The sequence below is a fragment of the Rhizobium sp. 01T437 genome (genome assembly GCF_056398505.1).
This window is the reverse complement of sequence record NZ_JBFTPM010000005.1, coordinates 325,262-349,285: the sequence shown is the minus strand read 5'-3', so window position 1 is coordinate 349,285 and position 24,024 is coordinate 325,262. Positions and strand designations below refer to the sequence as shown.

The 24,024-nt window shown below is 60.9% G+C and carries 26 protein-coding genes; 4 read left to right on the top strand and 22 right to left on the bottom strand.

Annotated elements, in window-relative coordinates:
- Positions 1–24: 24 nt before the first annotated feature.
- From AC1DM5_RS12560 to sdhC, 17 genes are all read right to left on the bottom strand, one after another.
- Positions 25–777 carry an SDR family oxidoreductase gene (locus tag AC1DM5_RS12560; RefSeq protein WP_477821973.1) on the bottom strand — a complete coding sequence of 251 codons (753 nt, stop codon included), beginning with the start codon at positions 775–777 and terminating at the stop codon, positions 25–27.
- Positions 774–1,286 (bottom strand): hypothetical protein, encoded by a 513-nt coding sequence (locus AC1DM5_RS12555; RefSeq protein WP_477821972.1) that lies wholly within the window; start codon positions 1,284–1,286, stop codon positions 774–776. The genes AC1DM5_RS12560 and AC1DM5_RS12555 overlap by 4 nt, the downstream gene beginning before the upstream one ends.
- Before the next feature lie 13 nt (positions 1,287–1,299).
- On the bottom strand, positions 1,300–2,040 hold the full coding sequence (locus AC1DM5_RS12550) for a DUF4241 domain-containing protein (protein WP_477821971.1): 741 nt from the start codon (positions 2,038–2,040) through the stop codon (positions 1,300–1,302).
- A gap of 15 nt (positions 2,041–2,055) precedes the next feature.
- Entirely contained in the window at positions 2,056–3,294 is a 1,239-nt protein-coding gene (odhB, locus tag AC1DM5_RS12545) for a 2-oxoglutarate dehydrogenase complex dihydrolipoyllysine-residue succinyltransferase (RefSeq protein WP_477975067.1), read from the bottom strand.
- A gap of 31 nt (positions 3,295–3,325) precedes the next feature.
- Entirely contained in the window at positions 3,326–3,643 is a 318-nt protein-coding gene (locus tag AC1DM5_RS12540) for a YciI family protein (protein ID WP_477975065.1), read from the bottom strand.
- Positions 3,644–3,661: 18 nt separating this feature from the next.
- Entirely contained in the window at positions 3,662–6,646 is a 2,985-nt protein-coding gene (locus tag AC1DM5_RS12535) for a 2-oxoglutarate dehydrogenase E1 component (RefSeq protein ID WP_477821968.1), read from the bottom strand.
- A 167-nt stretch (positions 6,647–6,813) separates the two neighbouring features.
- Complete coding sequence (gene sucD / locus AC1DM5_RS12530) at positions 6,814–7,716, bottom strand: succinate--CoA ligase subunit alpha (protein ID WP_477821967.1); 903 nt, start codon at positions 7,714–7,716, stop codon at positions 6,814–6,816.
- Positions 7,717–7,729: 13 nt separating this feature from the next.
- Positions 7,730–8,221, bottom strand: a complete 492-nt coding sequence (locus AC1DM5_RS12525; RefSeq protein ID WP_477821966.1) for a DUF1579 family protein — start codon at positions 8,219–8,221, stop codon at positions 7,730–7,732.
- A gap of 8 nt (positions 8,222–8,229) precedes the next feature.
- Positions 8,230–9,423, bottom strand: a complete 1,194-nt coding sequence (gene sucC, locus AC1DM5_RS12520) for an ADP-forming succinate--CoA ligase subunit beta (protein ID WP_477821965.1) — start codon at positions 9,421–9,423, stop codon at positions 8,230–8,232.
- Between the two features lie 36 nt (positions 9,424–9,459).
- Positions 9,460–10,422 carry a malate dehydrogenase gene (mdh, locus tag AC1DM5_RS12515; RefSeq protein WP_477975063.1) on the bottom strand — a complete coding sequence of 321 codons (963 nt, stop codon included), beginning with the start codon at positions 10,420–10,422 and terminating at the stop codon, positions 9,460–9,462.
- 174 nt (positions 10,423–10,596) lie between these two features.
- Complete coding sequence (gene zapE, locus AC1DM5_RS12510; protein ID WP_477821964.1) at positions 10,597–11,760, bottom strand: cell division protein ZapE; 1,164 nt, start codon at positions 11,758–11,760, stop codon at positions 10,597–10,599.
- Positions 11,761–11,808: 48 nt separating this feature from the next.
- Positions 11,809–12,315, bottom strand: coding sequence for a protease inhibitor Inh/omp19 family protein (locus AC1DM5_RS12505; protein WP_477821963.1), 507 nt, complete (start codon positions 12,313–12,315; stop codon positions 11,809–11,811).
- A gap of 135 nt (positions 12,316–12,450) precedes the next feature.
- A complete protein-coding gene (locus AC1DM5_RS12500) occupies positions 12,451–13,374 on the bottom strand; it encodes a nucleotidyltransferase domain-containing protein (RefSeq protein ID WP_477821962.1) in 924 nt (307 codons plus the stop codon).
- Positions 13,272–14,051, bottom strand: coding sequence for a succinate dehydrogenase iron-sulfur subunit (locus AC1DM5_RS12495; RefSeq protein WP_477821961.1), 780 nt, complete (start codon positions 14,049–14,051; stop codon positions 13,272–13,274). Before AC1DM5_RS12495 ends, AC1DM5_RS12500 begins: the two co-directional genes overlap by 103 nt.
- A gap of 15 nt (positions 14,052–14,066) precedes the next feature.
- Complete coding sequence (gene sdhA, locus AC1DM5_RS12490) at positions 14,067–15,908, bottom strand: succinate dehydrogenase flavoprotein subunit (protein WP_477975061.1); 1,842 nt, start codon at positions 15,906–15,908, stop codon at positions 14,067–14,069.
- A 7-nt stretch (positions 15,909–15,915) separates the two neighbouring features.
- Positions 15,916–16,296: a succinate dehydrogenase, hydrophobic membrane anchor protein gene (gene sdhD / locus AC1DM5_RS12485; RefSeq protein ID WP_112545616.1), complete on the bottom strand. Its 381-nt coding sequence runs from the start codon at positions 16,294–16,296 to the stop codon at positions 15,916–15,918.
- A gap of 11 nt (positions 16,297–16,307) precedes the next feature.
- Entirely contained in the window at positions 16,308–16,700 is a 393-nt protein-coding gene (sdhC, locus tag AC1DM5_RS12480) for a succinate dehydrogenase, cytochrome b556 subunit (RefSeq protein WP_112545617.1), read from the bottom strand.
- 302 nt (positions 16,701–17,002) lie between these two features.
- Between sdhC and AC1DM5_RS12475 the strand changes: the two genes are divergently transcribed.
- On the top strand, positions 17,003–17,497 hold the full coding sequence (locus AC1DM5_RS12475; protein WP_477821959.1) for a hypothetical protein: 495 nt from the start codon (positions 17,003–17,005) through the stop codon (positions 17,495–17,497).
- Here AC1DM5_RS12475 and AC1DM5_RS12470 read toward each other — a convergent pair.
- Genes AC1DM5_RS12470 through tsaD form a run of 5 tightly spaced genes read right to left on the bottom strand, consistent with a single transcriptional unit; the run spans position 17,494 to position 20,965 of the window.
- Positions 17,494–18,141, bottom strand: a complete 648-nt coding sequence (locus AC1DM5_RS12470; RefSeq protein ID WP_477821958.1) for a class I SAM-dependent methyltransferase — start codon at positions 18,139–18,141, stop codon at positions 17,494–17,496. The two genes, AC1DM5_RS12475 and AC1DM5_RS12470, sit on opposite strands and share 4 nt — an antisense overlap.
- Positions 18,142–18,147: 6 nt before the next feature.
- Entirely contained in the window at positions 18,148–18,579 is a 432-nt protein-coding gene (locus AC1DM5_RS12465; protein WP_477821957.1) for an EVE domain-containing protein, read from the bottom strand.
- Positions 18,580–18,584: 5 nt separating this feature from the next.
- A complete protein-coding gene (locus tag AC1DM5_RS12460; RefSeq protein ID WP_477821956.1) occupies positions 18,585–18,878 on the bottom strand; it encodes a YciI-like protein in 294 nt (97 codons plus the stop codon).
- A gap of 9 nt (positions 18,879–18,887) precedes the next feature.
- The gene (locus tag AC1DM5_RS12455; RefSeq protein WP_477821955.1) at positions 18,888–19,871 is read right to left on the bottom strand and encodes an NAD(P)H-dependent glycerol-3-phosphate dehydrogenase; all 984 of its coding nucleotides are present in this window, start codon (positions 19,869–19,871) and stop codon (positions 18,888–18,890) included.
- On the bottom strand, positions 19,868–20,965 hold the full coding sequence (tsaD, locus tag AC1DM5_RS12450) for a tRNA (adenosine(37)-N6)-threonylcarbamoyltransferase complex transferase subunit TsaD (RefSeq protein WP_477821954.1): 1,098 nt from the start codon (positions 20,963–20,965) through the stop codon (positions 19,868–19,870). Before tsaD ends, AC1DM5_RS12455 begins: the two co-directional genes overlap by 4 nt.
- Before the next feature lie 72 nt (positions 20,966–21,037).
- Here tsaD and hemC point away from each other — a divergent pair, with 72 nt between their 5' ends.
- The 3 genes from hemC to AC1DM5_RS12435 are packed head-to-tail and all read left to right on the top strand — an operon-like array spanning position 21,038 to position 24,023.
- Positions 21,038–21,967, top strand: a complete 930-nt coding sequence (gene hemC / locus AC1DM5_RS12445; RefSeq protein ID WP_477821953.1) for a hydroxymethylbilane synthase — start codon at positions 21,038–21,040, stop codon at positions 21,965–21,967.
- Positions 21,968–21,972: 5 nt separating this feature from the next.
- The gene (locus tag AC1DM5_RS12440) at positions 21,973–22,689 is read left to right on the top strand and encodes a uroporphyrinogen-III synthase (protein ID WP_477821952.1); all 717 of its coding nucleotides are present in this window, start codon (positions 21,973–21,975) and stop codon (positions 22,687–22,689) included.
- Between the two features lie 59 nt (positions 22,690–22,748).
- Positions 22,749–24,023 (top strand): COG4223 family protein, encoded by a 1,275-nt coding sequence (locus tag AC1DM5_RS12435; RefSeq protein WP_477821951.1) that lies wholly within the window; start codon positions 22,749–22,751, stop codon positions 24,021–24,023.
- The last annotated feature ends 1 nt before the right edge of the window (position 24,024 follow it).

Below are 24,024 nucleotides of genomic sequence, written 5' to 3'. Positions count from 1 at the left end.
TACTTTTTCCCTTTGCGTTATTGACTAGCGCCCGCCGCTCACATTGAGGATCGCGCCTGTTATGTACGATGCGGAAGACGAAAGCAGATAGACGATCGCATCGGCCACCTCTTCCGCCTGTCCGGTTCGCTTCATCGGGATCGATGAAGCCATTTCTTTCGGCCTGTCCGGCTGTCCGCCGGAGGCATGAATATCCGTTTCGATGATGCCGGGGCGGATCGCATTCACCCTGATACCCTCGGCCGCGATTTCCTTAGAAAGTCCGATTGTGAACGTATCGATGGCTGCTTTCGATGCAGCATAGTCGACATATTGTGCCGGCCCGCCAATCACCGCCGCCATGGAGGAGATATTGACGATCGCGCCGCCCTGTCCGCCGTGTCGGGTGGACATGCGCCGCACAGCCTCGCCGGCGCAAAGGATCGAACCCGTCACATTGATTCGCATCATCCGCTCGAGGCGCTCGGCCGACATTTCATCGATACGCGCGATGCAATCGACAATACCGGCATTGTTCACCAGCCCATCCAGCCGCCCGAAATGCCTATCGACCGCCTCGAACATCGAGACGATATCGGCGGCATTGCCGACATCGCCCTTGATCGCGATCGCATCGCCGCCAGCCTTCTTGATCTCGGAGACCACGGCATTTGCCGCCTCTTCATTCGAGGCATAGTTCACCGCAACGCGCCAACCGTGACGCGCGGCGGCCAGGCAGGCTGCAGCACCGATGCCACGGCTGCCACCGGTAACGAGAAGAACGGGACTGTCGGTCATTGTGCGCATCCCTTGAAATCGAGGACATCCCAGGGAGCGACGGTCGCCTTGCCGTCACCCCAGGCGGAAGACTGGCGGATCGCTGGGCCGAGGCCGGGAAAGACGATCTTTTCGGTTGCCGGGCTGTCACCGGACTGCAGGTTATCGAGCCCGCCATCGGCAATTGCGCGATAGACGAAGCCCTGCCAGACCGTGCAGGCATCGAGATCGGCACCCGTGACGTCGCCATCCGGGCAGTTGAACAGGACCATGCCCATGGTGCGCTCCGGATCGTCCGAGGGCATGACATAGCCATCCATGACGACTGAGGTCTTGAGCGCGCTGAGCTTGAACTGGTGGCTTGACGTCACGGCTTCAGACGTAATCGGCGAAAAGCGCAGTTCGTAGGCACCATCGCGATCGGCGTAGATCGCCTTGCCCTGCTTGCAATCGGCGGCAATGGCCGAAGCCGGCGCGTAGGAAAGCGCGGCGATCACCATCGCGACTACACTTTTCTGCTTGGTCAGCATGTGCCCTGCCCGTTCATTTGTGGTTCGGCTCCCTGCGCCCGTCGGCATTCTCGGTGACCTGGAAATCCGTCAGCAGCACCAGCGGACGCCCGTCCTTGTCCAGTCCCCAGAACACCGGATAGAAGCCATCGCCCCAGCCGCTCCAGAACATCGCCACATTGCCCTTCTTGCCGGCGATCGGCCGGTGCAGGTCATAGACCCCCTTGTTGGCATCGAGTTCGGAGGCGACCACGTCATAATAGTTCACGTCGGAATCCGGCTTTGCAGCCTGCACCTGCTGCTCGCGTTCCCCGATTAGATCAAGCGTGTCGGCATCCATATAGCTGCCGAGACCGGCATCGACAGGATAGCCGAAGATCTCGTCATCCTTCAGCGTAGCGACATCCTGGCCCGGAATGGTCGCAAGCTCCCAGTGATCGGGCTTGCCCTCGGCAAAGCGCATGCTTGCCGCCGCAACCCGACCAAAAGCCTCATAGAGCCGTACCGGATATTCACCGACAGGAACCGTCTTTGCCAATGCCGGCCGATCCGGCTGTGCCAGCGGATCGGCGGCAACGATACGGCCCGAGGTCAGTTCGACATTGCCCATGTCGTTAGTCTTGATGTGGCGTGCGGAAAGCTCCGCATCATCAAGCGACACGAAGTCGAAATTGCTGCTCGCCTTGTTCACATCGAAGGCGAAAGCCGAGACCGGCATGAAGGCAACCGTGGCGCATAACACTGCGCCCGCCGCTCGCATGATCCGGTCTCGCATGGCAGATCGCTCCGCTTAGAGGTCCAGAACCAGACGTTCCGGATCTTCCAGGCTTTCCTTGACGCGCACGAGGAAGGTCACGGCTTCCTTGCCGTCGACGATGCGGTGGTCGTAAGAGAGCGCCAGATACATCATCGGGCGGATGACAACCTGACCGCCGATGGCGACCGGACGCTCCTGGATCTTGTGCATGCCGAGAATGCCCGACTGCGGCGCATTGAGGATCGGCGAGGACATCAGCGAACCGTAGACACCACCATTGGTGATCGTGAAAGTGCCGCCCTGCATCTCGGCCATGGAGAGCGAGCCGTCACGGGCTGCCTTGGCAAGACGACCGAGCTCCTTCTCGATTTCGGCGATCGACATCTGGTCGGCGTCACGGATGACGGGAACGACCAGACCCTTGTCGGTGCCGACAGCCATACCGACATGGCAGTAGGCCTTGTAGATGATGTCGGTACCGTCGATCTCGGCGTTGACGGCCGGCAGCTCCTTGAGCGCGTGCGTAACGGCCTTGGTGAAGAAGCCCATGAAGCCGAGCTTCACGCCGTGCTTCTTCTCGAAGACATCCTTGTACTTGTTACGCAGGTCCATGACGGCCTTCATGTCCACCTCGTTGTAGGTGGTGAGCATCGCAGCCGTGTTCTGTGCATCCTTGAGGCGTTTGGCGATCGTTTGGCGCAGGCGCGTCATCTTCACGCGCTCTTCGCGGCCGGCATCTTCTACCGTCGAAGGACCGCGCGGAGCAGCAGGCGCTGCCGGTGCAGCGGCTGGAGCTGCTGCAGCCTTGGCGACAGCGGCGATGACATCCCCCTTCAAAACCTGGCCGCGCTTGCCGCTACCATCGACCTGATCGGCCGAGAGATTGTTTTCCACCAGCATCTTTGCCGCAGCCGGAGCCGGCGGCATGGAGGATACGGAGGCGGCCGGAGCGGCAGCGGCAGCAGCCGGAGCAGCTGGCGTCGGAGCAGGTGCTGCTGCAGGGGCAGCGGCAGCTGGAGCAGCTGCGGCAGCCGCACCTTCGGCGATCTGGCCGAGAAGCGCACCGAGACCAACCGTCTCGCCAGCCTGGGCGACGATTTCCGAAAGCGTGCCGGACGCCGGAGCCGGAACTTCGATGGTCACCTTGTCGGTTTCAAGCTCGAGAATGGGCTCGTCGGCCTTCACGGCGTCGCCGACCTTCTTGAACCAGGTGCCGACGGTTGCCTCGCTGACGGATTCACCGAGTGTTGGAACGCGGATTTCTGTGGCCATTGTTCAAATCCTGATTGTGCTTGTTATCGTGTTAGATGGCGGTCCCGGCCTGCGGCCGGAGAATGATTGAGGGCATTGGCGAGACATCGAAACGGAAACCGAAGCCGGACGTGATGATCGGGTCGGCATCAGCAAGCGCCTTGGCTGCCGCCTGATCCGCAACCTCGACGATCGCGACGCCGAAAGCCCCTCCAGCCTCGAAAACGGGACCGACGGCAATCGCCGATCCCGCAAGGGCCTTCTGGTGCCAATATTCGGCATGGCGCTTCATCGCCGCCATTTCCTCCCCGGTCCCGTCATGCGGGAACGTGGAGCGCGGCGGCACAAGTCTCATGAAGAAATATGCCATCGCGCTTCCCTCTTTTTGTTAGCCGCCCAGCGCATCCTCGAGGAACGCGGCGAGCTGCGACAGATGCTTGGACATCAGGCCCGTTGCCGGGGAAGCGGCGGCCGGTCGACCCGTGTAGCGAACGCGCTGGTACTTCGCATCGATATGGGCAAGCACCCATTCGAGATACGGGTCGATGAACGACCAGGCACCCATGTTCTTCGGTTCTTCCTGGCACCAGACCATCTCGGCGTTCCGGAAGCGGGACAGCTCATTGATGAGCGCCTTGGCCGGGAACGGATAGAGCTGCTCGATGCGCAGCAGGTAGATGTCGTCGATACCGCGCTTTTCACGCTCTTCCAGCAGGTCGTAATAGACCTTGCCGGTGCAGATGACGACGCGACGGATCTTGGCATCCTTCTGCAGCTTGATCGGACCATCCTTGATGACCTCGGCATCGTCCCACAGGAGACGGTGGAAGGAAGATTCGCCGGCCATTTCGGCAAGCGTCGAGACAGCGCGCTTGTGGCGCAGCAGCGACTTCGGCGTCATCAGGACCAGCGGCTTGCGGAAGTCGCGCTTCAGCTGGCGGCGCAGGATGTGGAAGTAGTTCGCCGGCGTCGTGACGTTGGCGACCTGCATGTTGTCTTCCGCGCAGAGCTGGAGATAGCGTTCCAGACGGGCGGACGAGTGTTCCGGACCCTGGCCTTCATAGCCATGCGGCAGCAGGCAGACGAGGCCCGACATGCGCAGCCACTTGCGTTCGCCAGACGAGATGAACTGGTCGAACACGACCTGCGCACCGTTTGCAAAGTCGCCGAACTGGGCTTCCCAGAGCGTCAGGGCATTCGGACGAGCCAGCGAATAGCCGTATTCGAAGCCTAGAACGGCTTCTTCCGAAAGCATCGAGTTGATGACTTCGTAACGGGCCTGTGTCGGCGACAGGTTCGCAAGCGGAATGTAGCGCTCTTCGGTTTCCTGATCGTAGAGAACCGAGTGGCGCTGCGAGAAGGTGCCTCGTTCGCAATCCTGACCGGACAGACGGATCTTGTGGCCCTCGACCACGAGCGCACCGAAAGCCAGCGCTTCGGCCATCGCCCAGTCGAGACCTTCGCCGCTCTGGACCATGTTGGCACGGTTTTCCATGAAGCGCTGGATCGTGCGATGCGCGTTGAATCCAGCCGGAATCTCCGACAGCTTGCGGCCGATATCCTTGAGCGTCTTCATCGGCACGGCGGTTTTGCCGCGGCGCTGTTCGTCGGCATTGTCAGCCGTGCGCAGGCCGGACCATTCGCCGTCCAGCCAGTCAGCCTTGTTCGGCTTGTAGTGCTGGCCAGCCTCGAACTCCTGCTCGAGATGGGCGCGCCAGTCGGCCTTCATCTTTTCGACTTCGCCGTCGGTGAGCAGGCCTTCGCGAACGAGACGGTCAGCATAGAGCTGCAGGACTGTCTTGTGACCACGAATGACCTTGTACATCTTCGGCTGCGTGAAGGACGGCTCATCGCCTTCATTGTGGCCATAGCGACGGTAGCAGAACATGTCGAGCACGACAGGCTTGTGGAATTTCATGCGGAATTCCATCGCGATCTTCGCCGCATAGACCACGGCTTCCGGATCGTCGCCATTGACGTGCAGGATCGGTGCTTCGATCATCTTGGCGACGTCGGACGGATAGGGCGACGAGCGCGAAAAGGCCGGGTTCGTGGTGAAGCCGATCTGGTTGTTGATGATGACATGCATCGTGCCGGCAACGCGGTGGCCGCGCAGACCGGACAGGCCGAGAATTTCGGCAATGACGCCCTGGCCGGCAAAGGCCGCGTCGCCGTGGATCAGGAGCGGCAGAACCTTGGCGCGTTCCGACAGCGGGATGATATCGCCGTCCCATACCGTAGCGCTCATGTCCTGCTTGGCGCGCGCCTTGCCCATGACGACAGGGTCGACGATTTCGAGGTGTGACGGGTTTGCCGTCAGCGAGACGTGCACCTTGTTGCCATCGAATTCACGGTCGGAGGAAGCACCCAGATGGTACTTCACGTCGCCCGAACCTTCGACTTCGTCAGGAGCGTAGGAGCCGCCCTTGAACTCGTGGAAGATGGCGCGGTGCGGCTTGCCCATGACCTGGGAAAGCACGTTCAGGCGACCGCGATGGGCCATGCCGAACACGGCTTCCTTGAGGCCGAGATGACCGCCGCGCTTGAGGATCTGTTCGAGTGCCGGGATCAGCGATTCACCGCCGTCCAGGCCGAAGCGCTTGGTACCCTTGAACTTGACGTCGAGGAACTGTTCGTAGCCTTCGGCTTCGACGAGTTTGGCGAGGATCGCCTTCTTGCCTTCAGCCGAGAAAGCGACACCCTTATCCGGACCTTCGATACGTTCCTGGATCCATGCCTTTTCTTCCGGATTGGAGATGTGCATGAATTCGACGCCGAGGGTCGAGCAATAGGTGCGCTCGAGGATTTCGATCATCTCGCGGAGGGTCGCATATTCGAGGCCGAGCACGTTATCGATGAAGATCTTGCGATCGTAGTCGGCAGCCGTGAAGCCGTAATTTTCGGGCGAAAGTTCGTGATAATCCTCGACCGCGGCAGCAATGCCGAGCGGATCGAGCTTGGCGTGCAGATGGCCGCGCATGCGATAGGCGCGGATCATCATGATGGCGCGAACGGAATCGCGCGTCGCCTGCAGCACGTCGGCTGCGCCTGCTGGCTGACCAGCGGCTTCGGCCTTCGCCTTTACCTTGGTCTCGATGACCTTTTCGACGATGCCCCAGTCGCCATCGAGCGCCGAGACGAGATCGCCGCTTGCCTGCAGCGGCCAGTTCTTCTTGCGCCAGGAAGCCCCCTTGGCTGCCTTCTTCACATCAGCAGGATCCTCTTCCAGCGCCTTGAAGAAGGACCGCCACTGATCGTCGACCGAATTGGGATCGTCTTCATAACGGGCGTAGAGCTGCTCAATATAGGCAGCATTGGCGCCATCCAGAAACGAGGTGATCTGAAATTGCTCGTTGGCTTCTTGCCGTGCCATGGTGTTACGCGGACGCTTCCGCCCGCCTCCTGACTTAGATGAATTTGCCGGCTTCATCGCCGGCTGCCGCATTCCGATTGTCGCCTGTCCGCGACGCATCCGCATTGAAATAGAGAGCCGGGCGGAGGCCGGGATGCCGTTCCTCCGCCCGAGGTATATAAGTTGGTTTAGCCCTTGAGGACTTCAACCAGCGTCTTGCCGAGGCGAGCCGGAGACGGCGACACCTTGATGCCTGCCGATTCCATCGCCGCGATCTTCGATTCAGCGTCGCCCTTGCCACCGGAAACCACAGCACCGGCATGGCCCATGGTGCGACCCTTCGGCGCCGTACGGCCCGCGATGAAGCCGGCCATCGGCTTCTTGCGGCCCTTCTTGGCCTCGTCCTTGAGGAACTGCGCTGCGTCTTCTTCAGCCGAACCGCCGATTTCGCCGATCATGATGATCGAGGTCGTAGCTTCATCCGCCAGGAACATTTCGAGCACGTCGATGAACTCGGTGCCCTTGACCGGGTCGCCGCCGATGCCGACAGCCGTCGTCTGGCCGAGACCTTCGTTGGAGGTCTGGAAGACGGCTTCGTAGGTCAGCGTGCCCGAACGGGAAACGATGCCGACCGAACCCTTGCGGAAGATCGAGCCCGGCATGATGCCGATCTTGCATTCTTCCGGCGTCATGATGCCCGGGCAGTTCGGACCGAGCAGGCGCGACTTGGAGCGCTCGAGGCGAGCCTTGACGCGAACCATGTCCAGGACCGGGATGCCTTCGGTAATGCAGGTGATGAACGGGATCTCGGCGTCGATCGCCTCGATGATTGCATCAGCTGCACCTGCCGGCGGAACATAGATGACGGACGCGTTGGCGCCGGTCTTTTCCTTGCCTTCGGCAACGGTTGCGAAGATCGGCAGGCTTTCGCCCTTGGAGCCGGTCCAGGTTTCGCCACCCTTCTTCGGGTGAATACCACCGACCATCTGCGTGCCGTAGTAAGCAAGCGCCTGTTCGGTGTGGAATGTACCGGTCTTGCCGGTCAGACCCTGAACAAGGATCTTGGTGTCTTTGTTGACGAGAATAGACATGCGGGGCCTTTGTCTAGAAGAGGTTGGAAGACGTAAGAGACGCGCGACGATAGATGCCGCTGACGACCTCCTGCCAAGTATCGCTGCCTGCAGGCGAAAAGCTGACGCCCATCCGGTAGCAGTCTTCATTTTCAAATGTGAACGCGGTGCGCTGTCTGCCGCGCGGCGAAGTCTTGATCAGCATGAGTTCATCGCCATTCCACTCGCCGGATGCCGGCGAAGGCGGCGCGAAACCCGCGCTGTCGAACTGGTAGAGCTTGTAAGCCTGGTCCGAAGCGTCGAAACCGAAAACATTTCGGGCCTCGAACGAAACGGCGCCATCCCGCGTCTGGCGATAGCGCTGTTCGAGGAAGAAGCCCCCGAACAGCGTCTCGCTGGAAAGCTCAGCAATGGCCTTGCCTTCGCTCGTCCACGCCGACGCCGCGACATACTCTTCTCCCTCCCAAGCACCCGCAAAGGCGTTGAGGCGGAAATGAGCAGCGGTGGGCGTAGACTGGAAGGCCATGACCGTCCTCAGCCGTTGATCGCCGCGACGATCTTCTTGGCCGCATCGTCGAGATCGTCAGCCGCCGTGATCGCCAGACCCGATTCGTTCAGGATCTTCTTGCCGAGATCGACATTCGTGCCTTCAAGGCGAACCACGAGCGGAACCTTGAGACCGACTTCCTTGACCGCGGCAATGACGCCCTCGGCAATGACATCGCACTTCATGATGCCGCCGAAGATGTTGACGAGAATGCCTTCAACCTTGGGGTCAGCGGTGATGATCTTGAAGGCTGCAGCAACCTTCTCCTTGCCGGCGCCACCGCCGACGTCGCAGAAGTTCGCCGGCTCCTTGCCGTAAAGCTTGATGATGTCCATCGTCGCCATGGCAAGGCCTGCGCCGTTGACCATGCAGCCAATGTTGCCGTCAAGCGCGACATAGGCGAGGTCCCACTTGGAGGCCTCGATTTCCTTGGCGTCTTCTTCCGTCTCGTCACGAAGCGTCTTCACGTCGTCATGGCGGAACAGAGCGTTGCCGTCGAAGGACATCTTTGCGTCGAGGACGCGCAGGTGGCCATCCTTCATGACGATCAGCGGATTGACCTCGAGCAGGGCCATGTCCTTTTCGCCGAAGGCCTTATAGAGCGCCGGGAAGAGCGTCTTGGCGTCTTCTGCAGCTGCACCATCGAGCTGAAGCGCCTTGGAGATCGCAGCAACGTCGGCAGCTGTCACACCGGCTTCCGGATTGATGGCGATCGTGTGGATCTTCTCAGGCGTGTCGTGAGCGACTGCTTCGATATCCATGCCGCCTTCGGTCGAAACGACGAAGGCCACCTTGCCGACCGAACGGTCGACCAGGAGCGAGCAATAGAGCTCGCGGGCAATGTCGGCACCGTCTTCGATGTAGAGGCGATTGACCTGCTTACCGGCTTCGCCGGTCTGCGCGGTTACCAGCGTATTGCCAAGCATTTCCTTGGCATGGGCAACGACTTCATCGATCGACTTGGCGAGACGGACACCGCCCTTGGCATCCGGGCCGAGCTCCTTGAACTTGCCCTTGCCGCGGCCGCCCGCATGGATCTGGCTCTTGACCACGTAGAGCGGGCCGGGAAGCGACTTGGCGGCAGCCTCGGCTTCTTCAACCTTGAGGATAGCCACACCCTGCGCGACCGGCGCGCCATAGCCCTTCAGCAGAGCCTTGGCCTGATATTCATGAATGTTCATGGGTTTATCCCTATTTCGATAACGTCAGCGCACCGGTTACTTGAGGGCGGGCGCGATGTTGATGCAGGCTTCGCAGAGACCAGCGACAGCGCCGACCGACTTGTCGAAGGCTTCCTTCTCGGTCTTGTTGAGATCGATCTCGATGATGCGCTCGACGCCGCCGGCACCGATGACCGTGGGAACGCCGACATACATGTCCTTCACGCCGTACTGGCCCGTGAGGTGGGCAGCGCAGGGCAGAACGCGCTTCTTGTCCTTGAGGTAGGCTTCAGCCATTTCGATCGCAGAGGCGGCCGGAGCATAGTAGGCCGAACCGGTCTTGAGCAGGCCGACGATTTCGGCACCGCCGTCGCGGGTGCGCTGGATGATTTCTTCGAGGCGTTCCTTGGTGACCCAGCCCATGGTGACGAGGTCGGTCAGCGGAATGCCGCCAACGGTCGAATAACGGGCGAGCGGCACCATCGTGTCGCCGTGGCCACCGAGAACGAAGGCCGTGACGTCCTGAACGGAAACGTTGAATTCCTTGGCGAGGAAAAGACGGAAGCGCGAAGAGTCGAGAACGCCGGCCATGCCGACGACCTTGTTGGCCGGCAGGCCGGAGAACTTCTGCAGCGCCCAGACCATCGCGTCGAGCGGGTTGGTGATGCAGATCACGAAAGCGTTCGGGGCATACTTCTTGATGCCGGCGCCGACCTGCTCCATGACCTTGAGGTTGATGCCGAGAAGGTCATCGCGGCTCATACCTGGCTTGCGCGGAACGCCGGCAGTGACGATGCAGACGTCAGCGCCTTCGATCGCAGAATAGTCGCTGGCGCCGGTCAGATTGGCGTCGAAGCCTTCAACCGGGGAGGACTGTGCGATGTCGAGACCCTTGCCCTGGGGAATGCCGTCGGCAATGTCGAAGAGGACGATGTCGCCCAGTTCCTTCAGGCCGGYGAGATGCGCCAGCGTGCCACCAATCATGCCAGAACCGATGAGTGCGATCTTGTTACGCGCCATTTCGCTTTTCCTTTGCGATCAAAATCCGTCGGGCGACGCGCGGGCATCGCCCAATGCCGCAATCGCATAGACCTAAAGCCAAAAAATGGCAATCCATTATTTTTGGTGCAGCAATTTCAATCGTTTAGATATTAAAATTCTTACGTAAACGTAAGATCAATTGTCACCAAAGTGTTACTCGGCAGCCCGCCGTTCATGATGCGCCGCGAGATATTCCGCGCTTCTCATCTCAAAAAGACGAGATGCCGTACGATCGAATTCGAAGCCTTCGGTGCCGCGTCTTTCGACGAGCAGATATTCAGGCATGGCAGCGGCGGAAGCATAGAGGCGGGTGCCATGATCGTAGAACGTATCGATCAGAATGATGAAGCGTTTGATCTGGTTCCGCTTTTCAGGGCCGAGCAAGGGAATGTGATCGAGGAAGATCGTATCGAAGCGTTCGGCGATGGCCAGGAAATCGGCAGCGCCCAGCGGCTTTTCGCAGAGATCGGAGAAGGAGAAGCGTGCCATGCGATCAACGGCGAGCGGCACATGGATTGCCCGCCCCTTCATGGCAACGTCCGTCGGCTGCGCCTTGCGACCGTGCAGCGCCTGCGTCCAGGACGCATCCATCGCCATGTCAGTGCGCTCATCGATCGGGATGAGGTAGACCGGCTGACTGTTCAGCTTCTCCATCCGGTAGTCGGTCGGCGAATCGAGTGAGACGATCTCGACATATTTTTTGAGGAGACCGACGAAAGGCAGGAAAAGCCCGCGATTGAGGCCGTCCTTGTAGAGATTGTCGGGCTCGACGTTCGAGGTCGCCACCAGCACGCAGCCGCGCGCGAAAAGCTCGGAAAACAGCCGTGACAGGATCATCGCATCGGCGATATCGGTGACGGTGAATTCGTCGAAGCAGAGAAGTTCCGCTTCCTCGAAAAGGGCAGCGGCGACCGGCGGCATCGGATCGGCCTGCTTCGTCTCGCCGTTCTTCAGCTTCAGCCGGTGAGCAGCGATGCGATTGTGCACATCGGCCATGAACTCATGGAAATGAGCGCGCCGCTTTTTCCGGCAGGGCGCCATTTGGAAGAACATGTCCATGAGCATCGTCTTGCCGCGCCCGACGCTGCCATGGATATAGAGGCCCTTGATGCCGGTCTCCGTCTTCTTCTTGGATGCAAACAGCCAGCCGAGCGCGCTGCTCTTGGCGGCGGGCCGCTTCTGCTTAAGAGCGGCAAGCACCCGGTCGAGGCATTTGGCCACATCTATCTGGGCGGAATCAACCTGCAACGTCTCCGAAGCAGTCAGCGATTTGAGCTGCTCGGTGACGCTGAGCGAATAGTCTGGCATTGGCTGCATGAGGGCTTGTCCGCCTATGCGTAACCGGCGGAACCCCGCCGGATTGTCTTACCGGCTGAGGGTGATCGGCTGGCCGGTCGAGGTCTGGCCATTGAAGCTCTTGTCGGCAACCTTGTAGACGGAGCCGATCTGGTTGCCGCTGCGGTCCTTGAGCAGAACCTGCTTGCCGGAAACTTCCCAGGAGCCCATAGCCGTCAGCTCGCCAACACAACCGCGCGTACCGCCGCGCGATCCGCTGCCGAGATTGGTGAGCGTCAGGAACATGTCGCAGGTACCGTTGACACGCCAGCTGCCGACCATCGATTCCTTGGTGACATCAAGAGAGGTCGCAGGCGCAACGCCACCCGGCTGAACACCAGCCATCGGCGCCGTCGAGGTCGGCGCGGCGGGAAACTGCCCGGTCGGCGGCGGAAGCTGGCCGCCCTGCACGGAGGGTACCGGCTGCGCGGTCAACGGCGGAGGTGCGCTGTTACTGCTGTAATCATATGAGGTGCGCTGGCATCCCGCCAAGGCCAGAGCGGCCGTTAGACCCGTCACCACATATCGCAACTGCATCATCAAGCTCCCGAATGTCCGCCTCAACCGCAGAGATATTTCAATTGTAGGTTCGATTACCGTATTTCACTTTGGTTAATCAAGTCAGCACAATCCAAAACGCTTTCACGACACCTATGGCGAAACTGGCACAATTCAACCGACCGCTCGCTGGACTTCTTGCTGATAAAATATGTCAGCAAGGTGTTGTGCTCGTCCGTCCGCTTCCTGATCAAGTTTGATTCGCTCGGCGAAGTCCTGATAACGCTCAATTGATGCCGCGAGAAAGGATTGGATACACTCAGGCGGCAGGCCCTCGCCCATCTCGCGCGTCTGGCCTTTGACGATCACCAATTCATGAATAGCCTTGCGTAATGTCTCATCGATGGTGACTGCCGCAAGACACTGCATCATGTTCATCGGCGGCAGCTTCTGAAACTCATTCGAGCGCATCCATTCGAGCGCAATTGCCGGACGAATCGCATAAAGCAGCTTCTTGAGCTTGATTGGCCCGTCCCCATGCATCTGCCAGTGACTGCGCAGCAGACCGACATAGTGCAGCGCAATCTTCTGCGGCAGCATGATCTCGTCAAGCACGCTGGAAAGACGGCTGCGAAATCCGGGCTCTTCTTCATAGGCGATTGGCGATTTTACCCATTCGACGACAACGGCATTGCCTTTGAGGGCAAGCAGCAGCGCCTTGCGCAGATCCCAACCGCCAGTGTCTATATCACCCACGATCGGAAACTCGATCACATCCCGATGCGAGACCAGTCCGATATGGTCAGCGACCGGACGGACGTAGACGAAACGGCAATCATAGTCGCTGTCTGGCGAGGGAAAGCCCCAGGCGCGGCTTCCGCTTTCGATCGCAAAACCGATGCGGATACCATGCTGTTTGACCGAGGCGAGCCGCGACCGGATTTCGGCGACCGCCTCGGAATCAAAATCTTCGATGCCGGCTGAAGCGTCAGCACTCACACGCGACGCTCGACCATCATCTTCTTGATTTCGGCGATTGCCTTGGCCGGGTTCAGACCTTTCGGGCAGGTCTGCGCGCAGTTCATGATCGTGTGGCAACGATAAAGTCGGAACGGATCCTCGAGATTGTCGAGGCGCTCACCGGTCGCTTCGTCGCGGCTATCGATCAGCCATCGATAGGCCTGCAGCAGGACGGCTGGGCCGAGATAGCGGTCACCGTTCCACCAGTAGCTCGGACAGGAGGCCGAGCAGCAGGCACACAGGATGCATTCATAGAGACCGTCGAGCTTCTGGCGGTCCTCATGGCTCTGCTTCCATTCCTTGGCAGGCGTCGGCGAAACCGTCTTCAGCCAGGGCTCGATGGAGCGGTGCTGGGCGTAGAAATTGCTGAGATCCGGGACCAGATCCTTGACCACAGGCATATGCGGCAGCGGGTAAATCTTCACCGTGCCCTTGATGTCGTCCATGCCCTTGGTGCAGGCAAGCGTGTTCGTGCCGTCGATATTCATCGCGCAGGAACCGCAGATGCCTTCACGACAGGAACGGCGCAGCGTCAGCGTCGGATCGATATTGTTCTTGATGTAGAGAAGCGCATCGAGAACCATCGGCCCGCAATCGTCGATATCCACGTAGAAAGTATCGATCGACGGGTTCTGGCCGTCATCCGGGCTCCAGCGATAGACGCGGAACTCACGGGTGTTCTTGGCACCCGCCGGCTTCGGCCACACCTTACCTTCGCGCATCTGGGAATTCTTCGGGAGAGCGAGTTCAACCATGTCAGGTTCCTCTGATCAGTATACGCGGGCCTTCGGCTCGATCTTGTGGGGATCGATGCCGTCTGCGATGAGGTCGGTGTGGACAGGCCGGTAATCGAGCTTCACATCACCAGCCTCGTTCACCCAGGCCAGCGTGTGCTTGCGCCAGTTGACGTCGTCGCGACCTGCGAACGGACCTGACGTATAGTCCTCGCGGGCATGCGAGCCGCGGCTTTCCTTGCGGGCCTCGGCGCCGTAGATCGTGGTGATGGCATTGGCCATCAGGTTCTGCAGTTCCAGCGTTTCGACAAGGTCGGAGTTCCAGATCATCGAGCGGTCGGTGACCTTGAGATCCTTGAGTTCGCCCCAGATTTCCGAAAGGCGGCGGCAGCCGGATTCCAGCGATTCCTGCGTACGGAACACGGCCGCATCTTCCTGCATGGCGCGCTGCATCTTTTCGCGCAGCACGGCCGTCGGCGTGCCACCGCTGGCGTGGCGCAGACCGTCGAAACGATCCATGATCTTGTCGCAGGCGGCGATGTTCAGCGCCGGCACCGGCGATGCACGGTCGATGACCTCGCCGGCGCGGATCGCGGCCGCACGGCCGAAGACCACAAGGTCGATCAGCGAATTGGAGCCGAGACGGTTTGCGCCGYGAACCGAGGCGCAGCCGGCTTCACCGACGGCCATCAGGCCGGGGATGATGCGTTCCGGATTGGAGCTGTCGGCATTGAGAACCTCGCCCCAGTAGTTCGTCGGAATGCCGCCCATGTTGTAGTGAACGGTCGGCAGAACCGGGATCGGTTCGCGGGTCACATCGACGCCGGCGAAGATCTTGGCGCTCTCGGAAATGCCCGGCAGGCGCTCATGCAGCACGGCCGGATCGAGATGATCGAGGTGCAGGAAGATGTGATCCTTGTTCTTGCCGACGCCGCGGCCTTCGCGGATTTCCAGCGTCATGCAGCGCGAAACGACGTCGCGCGAGGCCAGATCCTTGGCCGACGGCGCATAGCGCTCCATGAAACGCTCGCCTTCGGAGTTGACGAGATAGCCGCCCTCGCCGCGCGCACCCTCGGTGATCAGACAGCCGGAGCCGTAGATGCCGGTCGGGTGGAATTGTACGAATTCCATATCCTGCAGCGGCAGGCCGGCACGGGCCACCATGCCACCGCCGTCGCCGGTGCAGGTATGGGCCGAGGTTGCCGAGAAATAGGCGCGACCGTAACCGCCGGTCGCGAGCACCACCATCTTGGCCGCGAACCGATGGATCGTGCCATCGTCCAGGCACCATGCGATCACGCCGGTGCAACGGCTGCCGTCATCGGACATGATGAGGTCGAGCGCAAAATACTCGACGAAGAATTCAGCATTGTTACGCAGCGACTGGCCGTAGAGCGTGTGCAGGATGGCGTGGCCGGTACGGTCGGCAACGGCGCAGGTACGCTGCACCGGCGGGCCTTCACCGAAATTCTGCATGTGGCCGCCGAACGGGCGCTGGTAGATCTTGCCCTCCTCATTGCGCGAGAAGGGCACGCCGTAGTGCTCCAGCTCATAGACCGCCTTCGGCGCTTCCATGGTCAGATACTGCATGGCGTCGACGTCGCCGAGCCAGTCGGAACCCTTGACGGTGTCGTAAAGGTGCCACTGCCAGCTGTCAGGCGTCATGTTCTGCAGCGAGGCAGCGATGCCGCCCTGGGCCGCAACCGTGTGCGAGCGGGTCGGGAATACCTTTGTGATGCAGGCCGTGCGGAAGCCCTGTTCGGCCATGCCGAGCGTGGCGCGCAGGCCGGCGCCGCCGGCGCCGACGACGATTACGTCATAGGAATGGTCGACATAGGTGTAGGCCTTCCCATTCTGAGCGGGTGAAGACATTGCCATGATACGGTTATCCTACGAATGCAATTTTCAGAATGGCGAAGAGACAGAGGCCGGCGATCAGAACAGCGAAGAAGGTGTTCAGCATCAGGAGCAGCAGCTTGCCGATCTCGCCGTGAACATAGTCTTCTATGATGACCTGCATGCCGAGTTTCATGTGGATAGTGCCGGAAATGACCATCAGGCCCATGATGACGGCGACGAACGGGTTCGAGAGTGCACGAACCACGTCGGCATAAGGCGCACCGGCATAGACGATCATGAAGATGGCGAAAAAAATGATGAGGGGCACGTTGGCAACGGCCGTCAGGCGCTGGCGCCAAAAGTGATCGGTGCCTTCCTTGGCGGAGCCGAGGCCGCGAACCTTGCCCAGAGGAGTGCGCATATCCATGAGTGCGACCTTCAGAAGCGAATGATGAAGCCGATCACCCAGACCAGCACGGTCAGACAGAGCGATCCGATGATATTGGCGATGGCGAGCTTGGTCGAGAATTCTTTCTCGAAACCATGTCCGAGGTCCCACATGAAGTGGCGGAAGCCGCCGAGCAGGTGGTGGATCAGCGCCCAGGTGTAACCGAGCAGGACGAGCTTGCCGATAATACTGCCAAGCACCCAGTTGGCCCAATCATAATAGGCCTGGCCGGTGGCGGCCGCGATCAGCCACCAGGCAATCAGCAGCGTGCCGAAGTACAGAGCGCCACCGGTGATGCGGTGAACGATCGACATGACCATGGTGGGAATTGGCTTGTAAATTTGTAGATGCGGCGACAGGGGCCGGTTTGTCACATTCGCCATCAGAACCTCGCGGCGTCTTCTCTTTGCCCTTGATGTCAGGGGCATTTCTCAGTCAACCACACGAATGACAAAATTCTGTGTGCGTTGCATCATTGTCGACGTTTAATCACCGAAACCCCTGACGACAAGCATAATTGCTGCCTGCTTTTAATTTAATCGATTCGCGTTACCGGGAAGTTTTCAACTCGATGAAACTCGTCTCTTTCGCTCAATTTTTAAGCTGACGCACGGCTGCGTGGACAAGCCTCGCCTTTTGGCGCAATCTGGCGTTAACGATTTGTTAGCGTTTCGGAGTTTGGTCCATGTTTCGCAGTCTGTCCAAGACCATCCTTGCTCTCCTTGCGGTGCTGACAGCGCTGCCTGCTGCAGCCGGAGAGCGCCACTTCGATCATCGCTTTCCGCGCCATCACGGCTTTAATGACGGCGTCTTCCTCGGCAGGCGCACTCACTGGGATAGTGGCCTGCACTTCACACGCGACAACGTCGTCCGCTATCGCCCGCGCACCCCTTTTCTGAAGCAGTTCAACTATCCGGGGACGAGCCGCTACGGTAGCAGCAACATCGTCGTCATTGCGTCCCAGCCCCAGAGCTATGACCAGAACTACGGGAGCAACGGCCTCTACGCCGGATCGTCCTATGCCTATCAGACGGATGGCGGAACCTATGTCGGCGGCGACGGGTACTATCGTCTGGCTGCGCCGGAACGCAACCTTGCCCCGAAGGCCAAGGTCATCGATGTCGGCATCGCCGATGATCCCTGCTCTTATGAGGCCAATGTCTGCGTCATCCGGCCCTAGGGCCTGAACCGCCAGACCGTCGTCTTCTTGACCTCGCTGTCTTCAAGCGCCCGCGTGACGGGCACTTCATAGACGGCGCAGAATTCCAGCCTGTCCTTTGGCAAATAGGCGCGTCCGGGATCGCCGACCAGCACGTCCTTGCCCCCGGCCGCGAGCGTCTCGAACCAAGGCACCAGCGCACTGGCGAAGGATTTGTCGTAGAAAACGTCGCCGGCGAGAACCACATCCGCATCGACATTCTGACCGATAAGATCGGCCTCAGTGAAGTCCAGCGAGACCGAATTGGCGGCCGCATTCAGCCGCACTGCCGTCTGCGACCACGGATCGATATCGGCGGCCGTCACCTTGGTCGCACCAGCCTTGCTTGCGGCAATTCCAACCAGTCCCGAACCGCTTGCAAAATCGAGCACCCGCTTTCTTGCGACCGTCTCGAGGTGATCGAGAACATAGCGCGCCAGCCCCTGGCCGCCCGCCCAGGCAAAGGCCCAGAAAGGCGGCGGCAGGCCGATCGCCTCCAGCTCCTCTTCCGTCTTCAGCCAGAGCTCATGGGCCTCGCTGGCCAGGTACAGCCGGATCTCCGGCACATGCGGCGGCGCAAGCAGGCTGGTATTGGCAAGGATGAAGGTTTCCGGGTCGGTCTTCAAAGCTGCTCAGCGCGGCGGGTTGTCGAAACCGCCCATGCGGCAGACCTCGGCCCATTCGTCATCCGTCACCGGCTGCACGGAAAGCCGCATCGAGGTGACCAGCGACATCTTGGACAGCTTTTCGTTTGCCTTGATGGCCTTCAGCGTCACAGGCTTCGGCACATCCATGACGGCGCGGATATCGACGCAATCCCAGCGATCGTCGCCCTTCGCCGTCGAATCCGGATGCGAAAGCGCGCAGACCTCGACGATACCGACGATCTCCAGCCCGTCATTGGAATGATAGAAGAAACCCTTGTCGCCGATCTGCATGGCCCGCATATTGTTGCGCGCAAGGTAGTTGCGCACACCGGTCCATTCGGTACCCTTCTCGCCAGCCGCCTTCTGCTTTTCCCAGGACCAGGCTGCGGGCTCGGATTTATAAAGCCAGTGCGCCATCCCGTTTAGGCCTCCGGCTTGTTGAAGACCCAGTTGAAGGGCTTCACCTCGACGCTTTCGAACAGGCCGGCGAGTGCATAGGGATCGGCAGCGCCGAGTGCCTTGGCATCATCAGCCGTTTCGGCATGGACGATCACGAGGCTGCCATTCGGCTTGCCTTCCGCATCGAGGAACGGGCCGGCCATGGCAAGCTTGCCTTCGGCATTCAGCTTGTTGAGATAATCGAGATGGGTCGAGCGCGTTTCCATGCGCACGTTGAGATGGCCGGGCTTGTCCTTGCAGAGAAGGGCGAAAAGCATATCTGTCTCCTATTCGGTCGTAATCGGACGTGTCATCAATTGTTCGATGGCTTCGGATATGCCGAGCTTGCCTTCGATGATCGCTGAAACCGCATCGGTGATCGGCATCTCGACGCCGAGCTCTTCTGCAAGCCGCGAGGCAACCGCCGCAGCAAAAGCCCCTTCCACCAACTCGCCGCGCGAAGGGTCTACCTTTTCGCCGCGCCCGAGTGCGATGCCGAAACGCAGGTTGCGCGACTGATGGCTGGTTGCCGTCAGCACCAGATCACCGAGGCCGGAAAGCCCTCGCGCGGTATCGGCGTTGCCGCCCTTGGCGACGATAAAGCGCGACATCTCGGCAAGCCCGCGGGCAATCAACGCCGCACGCGCCGAATCGCCGATACCGCGGCCTTCGACGATGCCACAGGCAATCGCCAGTACATTCTTCAATGCTCCGCCAAGCTGCACGCCGATGCGGTCTGCCGAGGCATAGAGCCGGAAGGTGCGGCCGGAAATCGCCTGCGCCAGCCGCTCGGCAACCTGCATGTCGGCCGCAGCGATCGCCATGGCTGTCGGCAGCCCCTTGGCGATATCGGCGGCAAAGCCTGGACCCGAGAGCACGCCGACCGGATGATCGGGCAATTCCCGCTCCAGCATGTCGGTCAGAAGCGCACCGGTCTGCCGTTCGATACCCTTCGCGCAGGTGACCACAACGGCATCCTTAGCCAGGTAAGGACCATACTGCCGCGCGGCGTCCGCTTGCGCCTGTGACGGCATGGCAAAGAGCACGATGCCCGCATCACCGATTGCATCCGCCTCAGCAGAGAATTCCAGTGTTTCCGGCAGTGGGATGCCAGGCAGAACAGCATCATGCAGCCGCTCTGCCTTGAGGTCTTCGATCAGCGACGGATCGCGACCGACAAGGATTGCCGAATTTCGCCCCGTCAAGGCAATGACGGTCGCAAGCGCCGTGCCGAAAGCTCCCGATCCGACGACGGCGATGCGCTCGCTCATGCCTTGGCTCCCCGCTTTCCGGATCCGAGCATGGTCTCGGCCTTGGTATCGAGCGGCCAGCGCGAACGCGGCTGCACATCGAGATCGTCAGGCGCAACACCCTTCGCCATGCGTTCCAGCCCGGCCCAGGCGATCATCACGGCATTGTCGGTGCAGAGGCGGAGCGGCGGCGCAATGAAGCGGAAGCCATTCTTGTCGCAGAGTGCCTGAAGGGTGCTGCGGATTTCCAAATTTGCGGCGACACCACCGGCCACCACAAGCGCAGGCTTTTCCGGAAGGTTTGGAAATTCCGTCTTGAACCGCTGCAGGCCGCGGCCGATGCGATCCTTCATCGTGCGGGAAATCGCCTTCTGGAACGAGGCGCAGATATCGGCGACATCCTGATCCGTCAGAGGCGCAATCTCGGTCGCCGCCTGCCGCACAGCCGTCTTCAGGCCCGAGAACGAAAAATCGAGCCGTGCCTCGCCGACGAGCGGCCGCGGAAAATTGAAGCGATCGGCATTGCCACCCTGCGCCATCTGCTCCACTGCCGGCCCGCCGGGATAGGGAAGGCCGAGCAGTTTCGCCGTCTTGTCGAAGGCCTCACCCAGGGCATCGTCGATCGTCGTGCCCCAGCGCTCGTACTCGCCGATGCCGCGCACGAGGATGAGCTGCGTATGGCCACCGGAAACCAGCAGCATGAGATAGGGAAAAGAAAGACCGTCCGTCAGCCGCGCCGTCAGCGCATGGCCTTCGAGATGGTTGACCGCATAAAGCGGCTTGCCGGCTGCCTTGGCGATCGCCTTGCCGGTCATCAGCCCGACAAGCAGCCCCCCGATCAGGCCGGGGCCGGATGTCGCGGCGATCGCATCGACATCCAAGAGCGACACATTGGCGCGCTTTAGGGCCTCGTCGATCAACTCGTCCAGCGCTTCGACATGGGCGCGCGCGGCGATCTCCGGCACCACGCCGCCATAGGCGCTATGCTCGTCCAGCTGGGAAAGAACGACATCCGACAGCACCTTGGAGCGGCCTTCAGCATCGCGCTCGACGACCGCAGCGGCGGTCTCGTCGCAGCTTGTCTCGATGCCGAGGATACGCAGAAAGGGAGCCATGAAACCTGTTCGTTGATTGCGATAGGGGTTAAACCTGTTTACGAGAACTCCGGTAACAACGGATCAAAGCGGATGCAAACAAAACCTTTCCGGATCGGCACACGCGGCAGCCCGCTGGCGCTCGCGCAGGCACACGAAGCCCGCGACCGGCTAATGGCAGCCCACAATCTGCCGCAGGAGATGTTCGAGATCGTCGTGCTGACCACCAAGGGCGATCGCATCACCGACCGCTCGCTGGCCGAGATCGGCGGCAAGGGACTTTTCACGGCAGAACTGGAGCAGCAGCTCGTCGCCGGCGATCTCGATCTCGCCGTGCATTCGAGCAAGGACATGCCGACTGTCCTGCCGGAAGGTCTCTATCTCTCCACTTACCTTCCGCGCGAAGATATCCGCGACGCCGTCATCGGCCGCACCGCGCCGAAGCTGATCGACCTGCCGCATGGTGCGACGGTCGGCTCTTCCTCGCTTCGCCGTCAGGCGCTCATCCGCCGTATGCGGCCGGATATCAATGTCATCACCTTCCGCGGCCTCGTCGACACGCGCCTGCGCAAGCTGCAGGAAGGCCAGGTCGATGCGACGCTTCTGGCGCTTGCCGGCCTCAAGCGCCTCGGCAAGGTCGAGGTGATCACCGATATTCTCGACCCCGACAGCTTCCCGCCGGCACCCGCCCAGGGCGCGATCTGCATCGAAAACCGCATCGGCGACACAAGGATCGACGAGCTGCTAGCGCCGATCAATGATGTGCCGACCTTCGACACGGTCTCTTGCGAGCGCGCCTTCCTTGCCGCCCTCGATGGTTCCTGTCGCACGCCGATCGGCGGTTACGCCGTCTGCGAGGGTGATCAGATCCGCTTCTCGGGCCTCATCCTCACGCCTGACGGCCGCCACCAGCATGCGATCACCATCGACGGCAACCGCCGTGATGCCGCTGCACTTGGCACCCGCGCCGGACAGGATGTGCGCGCAAGGGCCGGCAGCAGCTTCTTCGAGGACTGGAGCTAGCCTGCATGCGCGTGCTCGTCACCCGTCCGGCGCATTCGGGCGAGCGCACCGCTCAACGTTTGCGCGAGCTGGGTCACGAGCCACTATTGCTGCCGCTCACCCGCCCCGTCCACCACATGGCGGCCGCTCGGCAGGCTCTGGAAACAAGCACTGGGGCGATAGCCATCACAAGCGCCGAAGCGGTGCGCACCTTGCAGTCTCTGGGGGAAGCGCTGGCCCCTCACTTTTCGCGCCGTCTCTTTGCCGTTGGCGAAACGACGGCCGACGAGGCCCGCAAGCTGGGATTCCATTCTGTCACGGCGTCGTCGGGCAGCGGCCGCGAGCTGGCCGAGCTGATCGCAGCAAACAAGGTCGATACGCTTCTCTATCTCGCCGGCAGTCCGCGCGCCGAGACCTTCGAGACGCGTCTGACGGAGCTCGGGCGGCACTTCTCAGTGGCCGAGTGTTACCGGATGGAGCCTGTCGCGCCCAGCCCCGAGGCCGTCGCAGCTCTCCTGACGAACAGCCCTCCTGATGCTGTTCTTTTCTATTCCCGCCACACGGCCGGAAATTTCTTTCATATCCCGCAGGTAGAGTCCCTTTTGCTGCAGCTGCCGAAAATCCGTCTCATTTGTCTCAGCAACACTGTAGCAGAAGCTGTTCCATCCGTTTTGAGGACAGTCCTGGAGATTTCGCCGATGCCGGATGAAAAAAGCCTTTTGTCGCTGCTTAGAAGGCCTTAGCCGCCCAAATTTGATCTAACCTCTTCCCTTAATTGCCATCCCTGTCTAGTTTCGTTGCAATGCAGGATAATGAGGACCTCATGGTATCGGGAAATCCGCCACGCCACTCGAAGAGCTCCGACAAGCCGGTCACGATTGACCTGGACGCGCAGGACTTCGCCTCGGCGGCTGATTCTGAAAAGCCTGCCGAAGAAGCCGCACAAGCAGCCGATGACGCGCCTGTTGCCGAAGCCGTAGCCGCTGCGGAAGCCGGCGGTGAACCGCTGTCGGAACACGAGAGCGACCGCGCCGCCGGCGCGCAGGAAGAGCCCCTCCCGAAGGAGCCCCCATCATCGGAACCGGTACAGTCGCCTTCGCCACAGAAGGGCGTGGTCACGTCGGGCCTGATTGCCGCTGGCATTTTCGGCGGCCTTGTCGCCCTGCTTGGCGCCGGCGCGATTCAATATGCCGGTTATCTGCCGGGCTCCTCCACCCAGCAGACGAACTCTGCCGAAGTGGCCGACCTATCCGGCGAGATCCAAGGCCTCAAGCAATCGGTCGCAGGCCTTGCCGCCAATCCGCCGCCAGCCGTCGATAATAGTGCCCTCGAAAAGCGCATCGCAGCTCTCGAAGCGGCCCCTCAGACACCGGCGTCCGGCACATCGACCGGCTCGGCCGATGTCGAAGCACTCAACCGGAAGATTGCAGATCTGACAGCTCAGATTGATCAGTTGAAGACGAGCCTTGCGCAGACCACCGAACAGCAGGCCTCAAACGGCGCCGACATTACGAGCCGCCTTGCCGAAGCCGAAAAGAAGCTGAACGAACCGCGCGAGGATGTCGCCGTCGCCCGCGCCATCGCCGCCGCCGCTCTCAAGGCCGCGATCGACCGTGGCGGCCCCTTCATCGCCGAACTCGATACATTTGCCGGCGTAGCACCCGATGATCCGGCTGCAACCGATCTGCGCGGCTTTGCCGAGACCGGCGTGCCCTCACGCGCCGAACTGATCCGTCAGGTTCCGGATGTTGCCACCGCTATCGTCGAATCTGTCAACCAGCCCGATCCCAACCAGAGCTGGTCGGATCGGCTGATGTCGAGCGCCAAGTCTCTGGTCTCGGTCCGCCCGGTCGGCAATGTGGAAGGCGAAAGCGTTGAAGCGATTGCCGCGCGCATGGAGGACAAGGTGAAGAACGGCGATCTGCCCGGTGCAGCCACCGAATGGAACAGCCTGCCTGCGACCGCAAAACAGGCTTCCGCCGCCTTCAAGCAGTCACTCGAAGCTCGTATCCGCGTCGAGGATCTCGTTGGCGGTGCTCTCTCCAAGGCCATTTCCGGCACCGGCAAGGAAGGATGAG